Consider the following 14340-nt stretch of genomic DNA (forward strand, 5'->3'; position numbering starts at 1 on the left):
GAAAGGCTCCAACTATAGTTGGAGCCTTTCTTTTTTAGTTTTGTTTTCTTAAATATTTTGTCAGTATTACGATCGTCTGTCCATCAATCTTTCCTTCTATTTGTTCCGTATTATCAAAAACAAGTCTGATGTTTTTAACAACAGTACCAAGTGTTGCTCGTATCGTAGAACCTTTTACATCTAATGTTTTTGTTAGAACAACTGAATCTCCATCAAATAACTGTTGACCTATACTATCTAAATGAAATGCTACATATCCATCATTTTCATGATCACCTGTTTGTTTTGCCCATTGTAAGGTTTCATCGTCTAAATACAAGATATCCAAAGCGTCGGATGCCCATCCTTCATTTTTTAAACGGCTCAACATACGCCATGCTGCTACTTGAACAGCGGGAAATTCAGACCACATAGTGTCTGGCAAAAATTTCCAATACTCAACGTCTAGTTGTTCCGTCTTATTTAATTGATTAGCACACTTTTGAGAAATAACAATAGTATTGTCTACATCGGGCTGCAAATCAGGAGGTAATGTATATAGTACTAAGTTTTCAGTTGCTTGGCTTAATTGACATTTATTCCCCGCCCTTTCGAATAGTTGATTTTCTAATTTCATCTCAATTTGGATAAGTTGCAAACATACTGAATATTTATAATTCGGTATCTGAAAAATTATCATATAAAGATGAATAATAATAAAGAAAATCGAAATTGGAATATAATTTGTAATGAACTAAACAATATATTTGCATACTATTAATTATTAACTAGAATTAAACTAAAATCTTTTATTTATGAAATGGCAAGGTGGAAAACAAAGTGATAACTTTGAAGATAGAAGAGGGATGTCTGGTGGTCAGAAACTGACTTTAGGAGGTATAGGTGGAGTTATTGTATTGATTGTTGGTTTTTTAATGGGTGGTGATCCTGCTCAATTATTACAGCAAGCTCAAAATATGGGAGCAGGAACTGAACAAACTGGTGAACCTAGAGAAATTAGTGCTGAAGAACAACAATTGACAGATTTTTCAAGAACAGTTCTATCAAGTACAGAAGCTGTATGGACAAATCTGTTTACTCAACAATTGAATAAAAATTATACACCAACTACTTTAGTGGTTTATGATGGAGGTACTGAAACAAATGGATGCGGTTTGGGTAAAGCTTCGTATGGACCCTTTTATTGTCCAGGTGATCAAAAGATATATTTGGATTTAACCTTTAATCAGGAATTGACAACCAAATTTGGCGCTAAAGGGGAATTTGCTTTGGCATATGTGATCGCGCATGAAGTTGGACATCATATTCAGCAATTGGTTGGCTTGCTTCCTGAAACGAATGGGATGCGAGGTAAAATGAGCGAGGCTGAAAATAACAAGATATCGGTAATGACGGAGTTACAGGCGGATTTTTATGCTGGTGTTTGGGCACACCATGTGAATGAAATGTCAGACATAAAAATTGATTACAATGATATCATGGATGGAATGGCAGCAGCTGAAGCAGTAGGGGATGATAAATTGCAAACAGAAGCGCAAGGTTATGCGGTACCAGACTCATTTACACATGGCACCTCGGCGCAACGTAGAGCTTGGTTTAAGAAAGGTTATGATTCTGGTGATATGCGTACTGGAAATACCTTTAAAGATCCTAGCTTGCAATAGAGAGAGATTATTGCACTAATAGATTACAACCTCTTATATCACTTTGATCAAAGCGACCTAAGACTTCAAAAGATCCATCATCATAGATTTTGCCGAGGTCTTGGGTTGCAATAAACGAACATGAATAGCGATTAGCTAAGTCAATAACATTAATTGCTCCAGTTTTTTTGTTTTCGGCTAACGTCAATGGATCATTCGTTTCTCGGATTAATATCTTCATCCAATTCGGATGCCTGAATATACCATTGGCTTCAGAGTACCCTTGAGATAATAATTCTGTCATTCCATATTCAGAATGAATACCTGGAACATGGAAGCTATTACAAAGGAGTTCATGTATTTCTTCACGAACCATCTCTTTACGTTTTCCTTTCATACCACCTGTTTCCATAATGATTAAATTTGGAAAATCTAGCTGATACTTCTCGATAAAATCCAGTAAAGCAAAGGTAACTCCAAATAATAATGTTTTTGTGCCTTTGGTTTTGAGCTGTAATAAGGTTTGATATAGCTCTTCATGATTATATAAAAAATAATTACTTTCTGGTTGATGACTATTTTTCATTAAATCATTGATCATATAGATTAATGATGAGCCTGTCCGTTCTAAGTATGAAGGAAGTAATGCTAGTATAGCAATATTTTCAATTTTCCCATAAAATTGCTCAAATGCTGCACGGAAACTTTGCTCATAGACCCTCTTTTCTGCAACCAAATGTTTGCTTGTAATCATTCCGGTTGTTCCTGAACTTGTAAAAGTAATTTCAGGTGAATAACCATCTGCAATAATGGCCTGTGTTTTAAAAAGTTCTATGGGTAGAAAAGGGATTTTTGTAAAATGATCGATCGCATTGATAGGTCTATTTAATTGTTGCACATATTGCCGATAGATGCTTACATGTTCCATTTGAAAACGAAAAGTGTTCAAACAGATTTCATTAAATTCCGTTTCATTTTGAATAGTAAATATCCGATCCCAATTCATAGATTTTAAAAAATTTGCATGCAAATATACATATTATTAAAAGTTGAATGAAAAACAAAAAAGGTTCTTATGCAATTAACACAAGAACCTTTTTTGTCTCATTAATGCTATTATTTTATAACATTCCACCGTCAACGGGTAATACTTGGCCAGTTACATAAGCAGATAGATCTGATGCTAAAAATAAACAAACATTAGCAACGTCTTCAGCCTCTCCAGCACGCTTTAATGGAATACCTGCTTCCCATCCTTCAACAACTTTAGGATCTAATACTTCCGTCATTTCTGTACGAATAAATCCAGGTGCAACCACATTAGTCCGGATATTTCTTGATCCTAATTCTTTAGCGATAGATTTAGAGAAACCAATAATACCTGCCTTAGAAGCGGCATAATTAGCTTGACCAGCATTCCCTTGAACCCCAACAACGGAACTCATATTGATAAACGACCCTTTACGGTTCTTCATCATAACTTTAGACGCCGCTTTTGTTATATTAAAAATCGATTTCAAGTTTACATTGATAACATCATCCCAGTTTTCTTCTGTCATACGCATCAACAACCCATCTTTTGTAATTCCAGCATTGTTTACCACAATATCAATGGTGCCAAAATCAGCTACAATATCGCTAATTAATTTATCCGCTTCATCAAATTTTGATGCATCCGAACGGTAACCTTTTACAGTAGTTCCGAAAGCCTGAAGTTCTTGCTCTAAAGCCTGACCTTTTTCCACAGATGATAAATATGTGAATGCTACATTTGCTCCATTTTGAGCAAATACTTCAGCAATTTTTCTACCTATTCCTTTTGATGCTCCAGTAATAAGAGCAATTTTTCCTTCAAGTAATTTCATTCTTATGTATTAATATTTAATAAAGGGTTCTTGCAAAAATGTTAAAACTATCCTACAATAGCAACATTATACACAATTTAATTCAATGATTTAGAACAATAATTGGAAATTAAAGCTTTTAAAGCGCCTTGATCTTGAAGGCAAATTGCCAATGGAAATGAACGCTTTATTGGAAGTTAGGGAATTCTTAATAAAAGTATGGTATTTTTGAATAAGTCTCTCTAAAAAGTACAGTTTTTTGACAAAAGGATTACGTTAATATAAAAATCTATATTAAATTTGCATCAATCACAAAGACATGAGTAAAAAAACAAAAAATACCAAAGAGGTAGATGTCGTTTTAATTGGCGCAGGTATCATGAGCGCAACTTTGGGCACACTAATTAATGAGTTAAGTCCAGATATTAAAATAGAGATTTTAGAACGTTTAGATGTAGTCGCTGCAGAAAGTTCTGATGCATGGAATAATGCAGGAACTGGCCACTCGGCATTATGTGAATTGAATTACACACCACAAAAAGAAGATGGTTCTGTAGAAATTGATAAAGCAATTAGTATTGCTGAACAATTTGAAGTGTCTAAACAATTTTGGACTTATTTAGTTGATAAAGGAGTTATTCCAAAACCAGAAGATTTTATTCGTTCAGTTCCGCATATGAGTGCTGTATTTGGCGAAAAGGATATTGATTTTTTACGTAAAAGATTTGATGCCTTATCTCCGAATAATTTGTTTAAAGGAATGGAGTTTACAGAAGATAAAGCTGTTCTTAACGAATGGATACCTTTAATGATGAAAGGTCGCCCAGCGGATGATAAAATTGCTGCGACTAAAATGATTTTAGGTACTGATGTAAATTTTGGTTCATTAACACGTGATTTAGTTAAGCATCTTGATGCGAAAGATAATATTACCTTACATCTAAAGCAGGAAGTGCGTGATATTGAAAGAAATGATAACGACACTTGGAAAATAGAAGTAAAGGATTTACAGACCGGAGAAAAACGTGAAATCAATGCTAAATTTGTATTTATTGGTGCTGGTGGACATTCTTTGTTGCTACTAGAAAAATCAGGCATCCCAGAATCAAAAGGATACGGAGGTTTTCCAGTAGGTGGTCAGTGGTTGCGATGTGTCAATGAAGAGGTTATTAATGGACATCATGCTAAAGTGTATGGAAAAGCATCAATTGGTGCGCCACCCATGTCTGTTCCACACTTAGATACACGTTATATAGATGGTAAACAAGCGCTACTGTTTGGCCCATATGCAGGGTTTTCTACTAAATTCTTGAAACAAGGATCGTATTTTGATTTACCTGCATCTATTAAATTGTCTAATATAAAACCTATGTTATCTGTAGGACGTGATAATATGGACTTGACGAAATACCTCATTTCTGAAGTGATGAAAAGTCCAAAAGACAAGCTGGATGCATTAAAACAATTTATGCCAACGGCAAAATTAGAGGATTGGAAAATTGAAGCGGCAGGCCAACGTGTTCAAGTAATCAAAAAAGATGCTAAACATGGTGGGGTATTAGAATTCGGTACAGAGGTTGTGTCTTCTGCAGATGGTTCAATTGCTGCATTGCTTGGTGCTTCACCAGGAGCTTCTACTTCAGTAGCAATTATGATCAAATTACTTAAAAGATGTTTCCCTGATCGGGCGAAATCAGATGAGTATCGTAAAAAATTGCGTGAGATTATCCCTTCTCATGGACAATCCCTTAACGATAATGTTGAATTATGTAAAGCGACAAGAGAGCGTACACATACAGCATTGAAATTAGATAATTTTAAAGATTAATTTCTTTTACCATACTTATGGGGTGCTTGCAGTAATTTTTTACTGAAACAGGCTGAGATTATACCCAATAACAACAATTGCTCATCACTTCGAGCAATTGTTGTTATATACCTGATCCAGATAATGCTGGCGTAGGGATTTTAATTTCAAAAAACATTGTTTTTATAGCCAATCCATAAGTGCGTATTGTTTACATTTTACACACTTGAATGCATATAGATCAAATTTTAGCAGATTTTTTTCAACAAATCAAAGCAACGTCTTTAGCCGAATGGCTTGCTGTTGGCTTTGGTATTCTACAGGTATGGTTTGCCAAAGCTAATAAACCGATCAATTATCTCTTCGGTATTTTTGGTATCTTGATATCGATATATGCGTTGTTCTTTGCTAAGTTGTATGGAGAGATTGTACTCAATATGTATTATTTGCTGATGAGTATCTACGGTTGGATATATTGGGAACAGAACAGCAATCAATCACAGGCTATATCGACATCAACGAAAAAAGATTGGATCGTTGTGCTGATGATTTGCTTTATTGGATTTAATATATTCTATTTTGGATTGATACATGTTACGGATTCGGATGTTCCTTTGTGGGATGCACTTGTGTCTTGTACAGCATGGGCAGGAATGTGGTTATTAGCAAAACGGAAGATAGAAAACTGGATACTATTAAACATCAGTAACCTCATGGCAATACCTTTACTTTACCATAAAGGTCTATTACTGTTTGCTGCTTTAACTTTATTTTTATTTGTCATGGCATTTTTTGGCTATTTTAACTGGAAACGACTTTTAAAACGTGAATTTACATATGTTGCTCAACCAAGCTCAAATTAATATAATAAAGGATCAGCAGGCATTAGCGATTCAAGCTAAATCAATGACTTCGCAACAATTAGATTTAGCTATTTCTGAAAAATGGTTCAAGATTTGGGTGCCAAAATCTCTCGGTGGAATGGGACTACCTTTAATAGACGGGCTCCAGTTTTTAGAAGAATTAGCCTATTATGATGGGGGACTAGCATGGACAGTCACATTATGTTCAGGAGCAAATCTTTTTGTCGGGTTTATTGATCCACAAATTGGGAAAGAGATCTTTGAAAACCCCGCGGTCTGTCTTGGAGGCAGCGGACGTGCTTCTGGATATGCGGAAAAAATGAACGATGGATATCGAATTAAAGGATATTGGAAATATGCAACAGGAGCTCCCCATTTGACCCATTTCACGGCAAATTGTATAGTAACTGAAAACGGTATACCGTTACTTGATGAACATGGGGAATCACTTGTAAAATCATTCTTTTTTGATCGAGATGATGTGTTAATACATTATGACTGGGATACTTTTGGCCTTGAATGTACCGCAAGTCATAGTTTTTCCGTAGAAAACCATTTTGTAAAAGCATCAAGGAGTTTTCTGATAAAAGAGACAACAAGTACTTGGTCTGATCAATTGTACCAGTATCCATTTATGCCATTTGCAGAATTAACCTTATTAACTAATTTTATAGGGATGTATAAACGTTTTCTTGATTTAGTTGAGAAATATTTTATTCAACGATCTAATGATACCATTTGGTTAGAAAATAAAGGAAAGGAAAAGTTTAAATTATTGGATGGGATACAACATGATCTTGATACCCGCAGACTCTCTATTTATAAATTAGCTGAACATTCATGGCAAAATCTAACATATAAAAAAGATAATCAGTCGTTATATGACAGTATTGCTGTTGAAAGTCGAGATTTTGTAGTAATAATTAAACAAAACATCATCGCTTTGTTTCCGCTTTGTGGTATTGCAGCTGCTCAACGTGAGCATGAAATGAATATTGTATTTCGTAATATTTTTACAGCCACTCAGCATAGCTTATTGCAACATTAAAAAAGTCCGATTTTTTTTATCGGACTTTTTTAATGTTGCTTTTCAAGCGCATCTTTCAAGTTCATGAGCCGCAAGTAAGAAGGGCATTTCTCCTTTTCCTTTGTCCATCTTTCAAGAGCTGCTAAATTTGACTGAATAAATTTAGGCATATCAAAAACATGCATATCGATCGTAATTTGTATCTCATTTGGTAATGAAACAGAATCAAAGTATTCTTTTAGTTCTTCAATAGTCATGCTTCAAATATACAAAAAGCAATAAGGAAGAGGAATAAAATTACTAAGATATGAATCAAAAAAATATATAATTACTCTTCTTTTGTTAAATTTTATCCTCTTCTATACTCAATAAACATATACATCATAAAAATTTAGTACTTAACTTGTTTTTAGTCGATAGAAATAGGTGAAATGATTTGAATACAAGACAAATCTGTTATATTTATACGAATATTTAATACAAAGTCTCTGCTTGCATCATAATTTATATGTCATGATTATAGAAAAAAGCTGTATCTCTGATTTATCTGCTCATATGGAGTTGTATCATAAAGCAATTGCATTCCAACGTTCAGTAGGGAATGCTAACTGGATAGGGTTTGACGATCAAGCTGTCCTCAAAGAAATAGAATCAGAATTACAATATAAAATAGTTATTGATGGTAAAATTGCTTGTGTATTTTTATTAACAACATCAGATCCTATTATTTGGAAAGAAAAGGATGCAGATCCTGCAATTTACATTCATCGTATTGCGACTAATCCTGACTTTAGAGGACAGAATTTCGTAAAGAAAATAATAGATTTCGTAAAAGATTTAGCTCTAAAGGAACATAAGACTTTTATCCGAATGGATACAACGGCGGGAAATGATCGATTGAATGATTATTATAAAAAATGTGGGTTTACCATTGTAGATACCATTTCGATACAAGGGACAGCAGATATGCCTACACATTATCAAAATAATTTATTTACCCTATTTGAGATGAACGTTTAGATGAATGATAACCTTTCATTCACTAAAATCTTCAGATAAAAAAATCTGTTGATGAAATAGAATCATAGCATTAGAATTTTTAAATAATTTTTTCAGAAACATGCAACATAGCTTTAATTTTAGATTTTCAAGCAAGTATTTACTATTGACCTTTTTGTTATTTATCTTGGAAATTTTGATAGCGACTATATGGAAGGATATTTTTTGGTTAAGGGCTTATATCGGAGATGTGATTGTGGTTATATTATTGTATACGATGATCAAAATCTTTTGTGATATAGATAAAACAAAACTCCTTCTAGCTATTTTCATTTTTTCTATTGTTATTGAGTTATTACAATACTTTAAGTTTGCTGATTTTTTAGGCCTCCAAGCTGGAAGTATTCCTTATATACTCTTGGGAAATAGTTTTAGCTGGATAGATATCTTTTGTTATTTTTTAGGTTGTTTAATTACATGGGTAACACCTAAATTGTAATTTTAAATCGTCTTCACCTTCATTAATCATAATATTTCTTTTGGATGATTTGCTAAAAGCTAAGCTACAAATTAGAATAAAGAACAATTGGAACCGCTGCTATTAGAAATAAAAAACAAAATAACGATGGCCCTTTTAATTTTAGAAACAAGCATTAAGGCACCCCTTATAGTTGTATTTGATCTATCTCGAAGTATTGATCTTCATATGCTATCGACTACGGATACCCATGAAAAAGCAATAGCAGGTGTTACCTCTGGACTAATAAAATTGCACGAAACTGTTAAATGGAAAGCTAAACATTTAGGAATTTATCAAACGTTAACAGTTCGAATTACGCAGATGAAAGAGCCTTATTTCTTTGAAGATAAAATGATTCAAGGCATTTTTGAATTTATGGAACATCAGCATATTTTTGAAGAGATCAATGATGAAGTTGTAATGAAAGATATTTTTCAGTTTCGCGCTCCATGGGGGATATTAGGGAGATTAGCGGAGTGGATGTTTCTTAAAAGATATATGAAACGATTCTTAGAAGAGCGTAACACTGTTATAAAAGAAGTTGCAGAATCGGGAAAGTGGAGGAATTTTCTGTCTTATCCCTTTTAATTGCGATAAATTCCCTTCATATATCCAACACACATAATTTTAGAAGCAGAATAAAGTAAAATACTTATCTTAGTTCTATCATGATCACCTTATTGAAGTAATAATGGAAATATATTCGAAAATTGCCATAAGTTTAGTTGCAGTGGAGCATTTATATATTTTATGGATGGAAATGTTTGCTTGGGAAACCAAGGGAAAAGAAGTCTTTAAGGACGCTATGCCAAAAGAATTGTTTACACCAACCAAAGGTCTGGCAGCAAATCAAGGATTATATAATGGGTTTTTAGCAGCTGGTTTAATTTGGTCACTTATTATTTGCGATCTGTATTGGCAAAAGAATATTGCATTATTTTTTTTAGGATGTGTTGTTATTGCAGGAATTTATGGTGCATTTTCAGCCTCAAAAAAAATATTTTTTGTACAGGCATTACCTGCTATTGTTGCTATTATATTAATTATTGTTTCATAAGCTATGGTAAATGAATTCCTTTTTATGTAAAAAAGGTTTAAATTAATGTAGTATTCCGTTGTAAAATAGGTTGTTATAAATATGAAAGAAGAATTGTTCCATCTAGAGAATCAAAACACTTGGGAAGATTTGGGAAAAGGAGTTAAAAGGCAGGTAGCCGTGTTTAATTCTATGATGATGCTGACTAAAGTTAAGTTTGAAAAAGGGGCAAAGGGTGAGCTACATCAACATCCACATATACAAATCTCGTATGTTAAATCAGGTAAATTTCTGTATATCATTGATGATGTAGTGCAAACACTAGAAGAAGGGGATAGTTGTATTATTCCTGCAAATTCAGTACATGGTTGTGAATGCATATCCGCAGGAGAGCTTATTGATTCGTTTACACCCTGTAGAGAAGATTTTCTTAAAGAAGAAGCTTCTTAACATTGTTTTAAAATTTTGTTTTCCCTCACCTGCATAACATAAAAATACAGAAGCACTAATCTAAATCCTTCACCTGATTAGCAAATCCTTTTATCAAAGCTTTCCACTGGGGAAAAGATACCCCCATTATTGCACCTAAGCCAACAACAAAGTTTCGCACATTATCCAGAATAATACTGTTTGAGGTATTCAAGACTTCATTTCGACCCGCATATTGAAATAATAAGCTATTATTTCGTTGTTCGATTATAAGTGTAGAGGTGGCGATTCCTTCAAAAAAATGTGCCGTATCTTTATTTTCTTGCTTTGTAGGATCAGGACATGGTTTGAGACTGATAGATAGTATTTTAAATTCCTCCATATCTTTTTCTTCCAGATGCACAACGTTTACCCAATCATAACCCTCCGTTCTTGGAAGTCCAGGACCTGGGATATCTATTTTTATATAGTCATGCAGTTGTATTATCCTTTCTAATGGTTGTCCAGTAGTATCGACTAGCTGAAATGTTGCTGCTGGAATTGCTGCTATTATATGCCAGCTATTAATTTCTAATAAATTTTGTTTTGCTATTTTAAAAGCTTGATCAGCATTTTCAGTTGTGGAGAATTCAACTGTTTCAAAACAATCCAATTTGTTTCCTTCTTTTTGTTTCGGAATAATATTTTTCATTGTACTGCCTTTATTTAAAGAACATCCGAAAATGGATTTTGTTTAACTATCCACCTACAATCATAAGTGGATACCATGTGTTTTTAGCGGATGTTATGAACATTTGGATCCATTCTGCTGTTCATTAAAGAAAAGTTATGGGCAAATTATCACCCTATCAAAACAAGCGTGATTTTAATCAGACAAAGGAACCGAGCGGAGCCGCTAAATCTCGAAAAGTAACACGTTTGCGCTTTGTGGTACAGCGCCACCATGCTAGTCGTTTGCACTATGATTTTCGACTGGAATTAGACGGTGTTTTAAAAAGCTGGGCTGTGCCAAAAGGACCATCTATGAATCCTCAAGATAAGCGATTAGCTGTAAGGGTAGAAGATCATCCTATCGATTACGCTTCTTTTGAAGGAAGTATTCCTGAGGGAAATTATGGGGCAGGACAAGTGAGTATTTTCGACGCTGGTTATTATGATTTTTTAGAAGACGATACTGCTCTCCAGTTTTTGAAAAAATTAGAAAATGGCTCCCTTAAATTTATCTTGCATGGACATATCTTGAAAGGAGAATTTGTATTGGTTTTGATCAAGGATGGTCAGGAGAAGAACTGGTTGCTGATCAAACATAAAGACAAATATGCAACACAAATATCCTTTGATATTGAGAGTTTTATAGATGATGCTGTCAAGAAAATAGGACGTGGTACCTCGGCAATTCAAGGTAAGAAAAAAGATAGTATAAAGACCAAAGAACCTCCTAAAAATAAAAAAGACAATTCATCCGATAAAGAAAATGGAGTCATGCTCACCCAATTGGTTTCACAGTTACCCGAAGATGTTAATTGGATTTATGAAAAGAAATATGATGGTTTTCGTTTGTTAGCATCTGTAAATAAGCAACAAGTCAATCTAGTGTCTCGTAATGGGCTGCCAATGAATAAATTATTTCCGAGCATAGTGAAAAGTTTAGAAGAGATTTCTTTACAAAATTTTCAACTCGATGGAGAAATAGTTGTTGAAGATCAGAATGGTTATTCTAAATTTCAGGAATTAAAAAGCGGAGAACCACTTAAAGCAGGTTTACTGTTGAAATATTACATATTTGATATTTTGGAATTGAACGGAAATGATTTAACCTCTTTTCCACTTTTTGAGCGAAAGGAATTATTGGATTTGACACTGAAGAAACACTTTTCTTTCCCGTTATTACCTGTTGAGACCTTAGCGGAAAAACCATCAAATTTATTATCTGTTGCTGCAAAAATGGGCTGGGAAGGAATTATTGGTAAATTAAGGGATAGCAGCTATCAACGAGGCAAACGTACAGGAGATTGGATTAAAGTGAAAGTACATAAAAGTCTAGAAGCGTTAATCTGTGGGTATACGCAACCACAAGGTACACGCGACTATTTTGGAGCACTTGTTTTGGGCTATTATGACCATGATCGCCTTATTTATCTAGGGAATTGTGGTACAGGATTTAAAGACAGTGATTTAAAAGAACTTTATCAAGAATTTGAAAAACTCATTAGATCGAATAAACCATTCGATAAGTCGATCAAGATCGCAAAAGAAAAAGAGGTTACTTGGTTGATTCCAAAACTAGTAGCTGAAATCTATTATAGTGATTGGACACAAGATCATCATTTGAGACAACCTGTATTTAAGGGATTGCGTACAGATAAAACTAAGGATAGCATGAATACTGAAGAAATAAAAACAACACAGCTTCCGAGTATAGAAAAAGAACAATTAAAAATCAACAGACATCTGGTTCAATTAAGTCATCTTGATAAAATTTACTGGCCAGAGGAAGGATATACCAAAGGGCAAATGTTAGCTTACTACGAACAGTTTGGTGATTTTTTGTTACCCTACCTGCACGATAAGCCAATTTCTCTTCATCGTTTTCCAAACGGTATCAACAGCAAAGGTTTTTTTCAAAAGGATCTGGATATTAAAAATCTACCAAGTTGGATTAAAACAAAAAGTATATTTTCTGAAAGTAGTAATCGCGATATAAATTATCTGATCTGCAATAATAAAGAAACGCTGCTTTATCTTGCTAACCTAGGTTCCATAGAAATCAATCCATGGCTTTCTTCTTATAAAAAACCTGATAAACCAACCTTTGCTGTACTTGATCTTGATCCTAATGGTATGGATTTTCAAGAAGTTGTTCAAGTAGCTTTAACGGTTAAAGAAATCATGGATGAAGTAAATGTTCAGGCACATGTAAAGACTTCAGGTTCTTCAGGACTTCATATTTATTTTTACCTTAAAGAGCGCTATGCGTTTGAAGTTGTTCGCAATTTTGTGGAGTGGCTCGCTACCTTAGTCCAACAGAAGCATCCAGATACGACTAGCATAGAAAGAAATTTAGATAAAAGAAAAGGTCTTATCTATCTGGACTACTTGCAAAATAGGAGTGGACAGACGGTGGTTGCTCCTTATTCGATCCGACCAAAGAAGGGCGCAACGATCAGTGCACCTCTTGATTGGAAAGAAGTTAATCCAAATTTAGAAATCTCTCTTTTCAATATTGAAACCATGCCAGGCAGGCTACAAAATAATCCTGATCCTTGGCAAAACATTTGGGATCATCCAATTGATCTAAAGCAAGCCTTGTTAAAACTTTAAGCAAGACTTGCTTTGAGTTTAGCCAATAGTTCTGTTGCTTTGGTATTTTCTACATTGATCTTCCGGATGGTCGCACGTTTTCCTTTATCTTTTTGTTGAATGATTTTTAACAAATCCTGCATATATTCATTTTTGTACTTGCTGATGTCAAACACCTTACTATGCTGTTTGATAAGCTGTAGTGCCATATCCATTTCAGCCTTTTGAATCTTAATAGCGCTCGGTAGATGAAGTTCGTCCATACTCTTTATCTCTTGTTGATAGCGGATTTTGTTCAGAACTAAACCACCTTGATAGGGTTTTACAAGAGCTAAATGCTCTACATTGCGCATGACAAAAGAACCCAAACCTGCAGTTTTACTTTTTTCTAAAGCTTTCGTCAGCAGTTGGTAAGCTTTTTCGCCTCCTTTTTGAGGTTCCATAAAGTATGGAGTTTCAAAATAGATACTGTCGATCTCATTGAGTTGTACAAATGCATGGAGGTTAATCATTTTTGTTTTTTCAGGACTGGCTTCTTCAAAATCAGCATCCTCTAAGATTACATAATGATCCTTTAGAAAATAACCTTTAACGATATTTTCCCAACCGACTTCTTTTCCTGTTTTTTCATTGACTCTTTTGAATTTTATATTCGATTGATCCTTTCTATCCAGCATATCCAAGTCTAAACTACTACTTGCTGTTGCGCTGTATAGTTTTATAGGAATATTGACCAACCCAAAGCCAATAGCTCCTGTCCAAATTGCTCGCATCTATATCTATTTATAAGGGTGAAATTTATGTTAATATTAAATTCTTTAATACGCTTTAAGTGGTTGATACCACTTAAAGAACTTATACCAGCTTTAAAA

At 34.1% G+C, this 14340-nt stretch carries 16 protein-coding genes and 1 riboswitch; of the genes, 10 read left to right on the forward strand and 6 right to left on the reverse strand.

Annotation, left to right across the window (positions count from 1 at the left end; translation table 11 throughout):
- Positions 1 to 34: 34 nt before the first annotated feature.
- Positions 35 to 616, reverse strand: a complete 582-nt coding sequence (locus LZQ00_RS05425) for a PhnA domain-containing protein (protein ID WP_234512658.1) — start codon at positions 614 to 616, stop codon at positions 35 to 37.
- Between the two features lie 178 nt (positions 617 to 794).
- Here LZQ00_RS05425 and LZQ00_RS05430 point away from each other — a divergent pair, with 178 nt between their 5' ends.
- Positions 795 to 1664: a neutral zinc metallopeptidase gene (locus LZQ00_RS05430; RefSeq protein ID WP_234512669.1), complete on the forward strand. Its 870-nt coding sequence runs from the start codon at positions 795 to 797 to the stop codon at positions 1662 to 1664.
- A 7-nt stretch (positions 1665 to 1671) separates the two neighbouring features.
- Here the strand turns inward: LZQ00_RS05430 and LZQ00_RS05435 are convergent, their stop codons facing one another.
- Positions 1672 to 2649: an acyl transferase gene (locus LZQ00_RS05435; protein ID WP_234512680.1), complete on the reverse strand. Its 978-nt coding sequence runs from the start codon at positions 2647 to 2649 to the stop codon at positions 1672 to 1674.
- A 115-nt stretch (positions 2650 to 2764) separates the two neighbouring features.
- Positions 2765 to 3508 (reverse strand): 3-oxoacyl-[acyl-carrier-protein] reductase, encoded by a 744-nt coding sequence (fabG, locus tag LZQ00_RS05440; RefSeq protein WP_234512682.1) that lies wholly within the window; start codon positions 3506 to 3508, stop codon positions 2765 to 2767.
- A 298-nt stretch (positions 3509 to 3806) separates the two neighbouring features.
- Here fabG and LZQ00_RS05445 point away from each other — a divergent pair, with 298 nt between their 5' ends.
- The 3 genes from LZQ00_RS05445 (at position 3807) to LZQ00_RS05455 (ending at position 7205) form a co-directional block, all read left to right on the forward strand.
- Positions 3807 to 5315 carry a malate:quinone oxidoreductase gene (locus LZQ00_RS05445; protein ID WP_234512683.1) on the forward strand — a complete coding sequence of 503 codons (1509 nt, stop codon included), beginning with the start codon at positions 3807 to 3809 and terminating at the stop codon, positions 5313 to 5315.
- 11 nt (positions 5316 to 5326) lie between these two features.
- Positions 5327 to 5470, forward strand: a riboswitch (TPP riboswitch).
- 54 nt (positions 5471 to 5524) lie between these two features.
- Positions 5525 to 6157 carry a nicotinamide riboside transporter PnuC gene (gene pnuC, locus LZQ00_RS05450; RefSeq protein WP_234512685.1) on the forward strand — a complete coding sequence of 211 codons (633 nt, stop codon included), beginning with the start codon at positions 5525 to 5527 and terminating at the stop codon, positions 6155 to 6157.
- Positions 6132 to 7205 carry an acyl-CoA dehydrogenase gene (locus tag LZQ00_RS05455; RefSeq protein WP_234512687.1) on the forward strand — a complete coding sequence of 358 codons (1074 nt, stop codon included), beginning with the start codon at positions 6132 to 6134 and terminating at the stop codon, positions 7203 to 7205. Before pnuC ends, LZQ00_RS05455 begins: the two co-directional genes overlap by 26 nt.
- 29 nt (positions 7206 to 7234) lie before the next feature.
- Here the strand turns inward: LZQ00_RS05455 and LZQ00_RS05460 are convergent, their stop codons facing one another.
- Positions 7235 to 7441: a DUF6965 family protein gene (locus tag LZQ00_RS05460; RefSeq protein ID WP_234512689.1), complete on the reverse strand. Its 207-nt coding sequence runs from the start codon at positions 7439 to 7441 to the stop codon at positions 7235 to 7237.
- Positions 7442 to 7697: 256 nt separating this feature from the next.
- Here LZQ00_RS05460 and LZQ00_RS05465 point away from each other — a divergent pair, with 256 nt between their 5' ends.
- The 5 genes from LZQ00_RS05465 (at position 7698) to LZQ00_RS05480 (ending at position 10189) form a co-directional block, all read left to right on the forward strand.
- Positions 7698 to 8204: a GNAT family N-acetyltransferase gene (locus LZQ00_RS05465; RefSeq protein WP_234512691.1), complete on the forward strand. Its 507-nt coding sequence runs from the start codon at positions 7698 to 7700 to the stop codon at positions 8202 to 8204.
- 100 nt (positions 8205 to 8304) lie between these two features.
- Positions 8305 to 8682, forward strand: coding sequence for a DUF2809 domain-containing protein (locus LZQ00_RS18495; RefSeq protein WP_411028060.1), 378 nt, complete (start codon positions 8305 to 8307; stop codon positions 8680 to 8682).
- 126 nt (positions 8683 to 8808) lie between these two features.
- Positions 8809 to 9291 carry an SRPBCC family protein gene (locus LZQ00_RS05470; protein WP_234512693.1) on the forward strand — a complete coding sequence of 161 codons (483 nt, stop codon included), beginning with the start codon at positions 8809 to 8811 and terminating at the stop codon, positions 9289 to 9291.
- 103 nt (positions 9292 to 9394) lie between these two features.
- The gene (locus LZQ00_RS05475) at positions 9395 to 9760 is read left to right on the forward strand and encodes a DUF1304 domain-containing protein (RefSeq protein WP_234512695.1); all 366 of its coding nucleotides are present in this window, start codon (positions 9395 to 9397) and stop codon (positions 9758 to 9760) included.
- A gap of 81 nt (positions 9761 to 9841) precedes the next feature.
- Positions 9842 to 10189: a cupin domain-containing protein gene (locus LZQ00_RS05480; protein ID WP_234512697.1), complete on the forward strand. Its 348-nt coding sequence runs from the start codon at positions 9842 to 9844 to the stop codon at positions 10187 to 10189.
- Positions 10190 to 10244: 55 nt separating this feature from the next.
- Here LZQ00_RS05480 and LZQ00_RS05485 read toward each other — a convergent pair whose 3' ends face one another.
- Positions 10245 to 10859 carry a hypothetical protein gene (locus LZQ00_RS05485; protein WP_234512699.1) on the reverse strand — a complete coding sequence of 205 codons (615 nt, stop codon included), beginning with the start codon at positions 10857 to 10859 and terminating at the stop codon, positions 10245 to 10247.
- A 137-nt stretch (positions 10860 to 10996) separates the two neighbouring features.
- Between LZQ00_RS05485 and ligD the strand changes: the two genes are divergently transcribed.
- Positions 10997 to 13489 carry a DNA ligase D gene (gene ligD / locus LZQ00_RS05490; RefSeq protein WP_234512707.1) on the forward strand — a complete coding sequence of 831 codons (2493 nt, stop codon included), beginning with the start codon at positions 10997 to 10999 and terminating at the stop codon, positions 13487 to 13489.
- Here ligD and LZQ00_RS05495 read toward each other — a convergent pair.
- Positions 13486 to 14241, reverse strand: a complete 756-nt coding sequence (locus tag LZQ00_RS05495; protein ID WP_234512717.1) for a Ku protein — start codon at positions 14239 to 14241, stop codon at positions 13486 to 13488. The genes ligD and LZQ00_RS05495 overlap by 4 nt on opposite strands.
- Positions 14242 to 14340: the final 99 nt, after the last annotated feature.

It is taken from the genome of Sphingobacterium sp. SRCM116780 (assembly GCF_021442025.1).
GTDB lineage: Bacteria > Bacteroidota > Bacteroidia > Sphingobacteriales > Sphingobacteriaceae > Sphingobacterium.

Bases quoted from the DNA above. Each gene is read 5' to 3' on its own strand.
- LZQ00_RS05465 (WP_234512691.1), top strand. From the start codon at position 7,698: ATGATTATAGAAAAAAGCTGTATCTCTGATTTATCTGCTCATATGGAG.
- LZQ00_RS05495 (WP_234512717.1), bottom strand. From the start codon at position 14,241: ATGCGAGCAATTTGGACAGGAGCTATTGGCTTTGGGTTGGTCAATATT.
- fabG (WP_234512682.1), bottom strand. From the start codon at position 3,508: ATGAAATTACTTGAAGGAAAAATTGCTCTTATTACTGGAGCATCAAAA.
- LZQ00_RS05485 (WP_234512699.1), bottom strand. From the start codon at position 10,859: ATGAAAAATATTATTCCGAAACAAAAAGAAGGAAACAAATTGGATTGT.
- LZQ00_RS05435 (WP_234512680.1), bottom strand. From the start codon at position 2,649: ATGAATTGGGATCGGATATTTACTATTCAAAATGAAACGGAATTTAAT.
- ligD (WP_234512707.1), top strand. From the start codon at position 10,997: ATGGGCAAATTATCACCCTATCAAAACAAGCGTGATTTTAATCAGACA.
- LZQ00_RS05425 (WP_234512658.1), bottom strand. From the start codon at position 616: ATGAAATTAGAAAATCAACTATTCGAAAGGGCGGGGAATAAATGTCAA.
- LZQ00_RS18495 (WP_411028060.1), top strand. From the start codon at position 8,305: ATGCAACATAGCTTTAATTTTAGATTTTCAAGCAAGTATTTACTATTG.
- LZQ00_RS05445 (WP_234512683.1), top strand. From the start codon at position 3,807: ATGAGTAAAAAAACAAAAAATACCAAAGAGGTAGATGTCGTTTTAATT.
- LZQ00_RS05475 (WP_234512695.1), top strand. From the start codon at position 9,395: ATGGAAATATATTCGAAAATTGCCATAAGTTTAGTTGCAGTGGAGCAT.
- LZQ00_RS05480 (WP_234512697.1), top strand. From the start codon at position 9,842: ATGAAAGAAGAATTGTTCCATCTAGAGAATCAAAACACTTGGGAAGAT.
- LZQ00_RS05430 (WP_234512669.1), top strand. From the start codon at position 795: ATGAAATGGCAAGGTGGAAAACAAAGTGATAACTTTGAAGATAGAAGA.
- LZQ00_RS05470 (WP_234512693.1), top strand. From the start codon at position 8,809: ATGGCCCTTTTAATTTTAGAAACAAGCATTAAGGCACCCCTTATAGTT.
- pnuC (WP_234512685.1), top strand. From the start codon at position 5,525: ATGCATATAGATCAAATTTTAGCAGATTTTTTTCAACAAATCAAAGCA.
- LZQ00_RS05455 (WP_234512687.1), top strand. From the start codon at position 6,132: ATGTTGCTCAACCAAGCTCAAATTAATATAATAAAGGATCAGCAGGCA.
- LZQ00_RS05460 (WP_234512689.1), bottom strand. From the start codon at position 7,441: ATGACTATTGAAGAACTAAAAGAATACTTTGATTCTGTTTCATTACCA.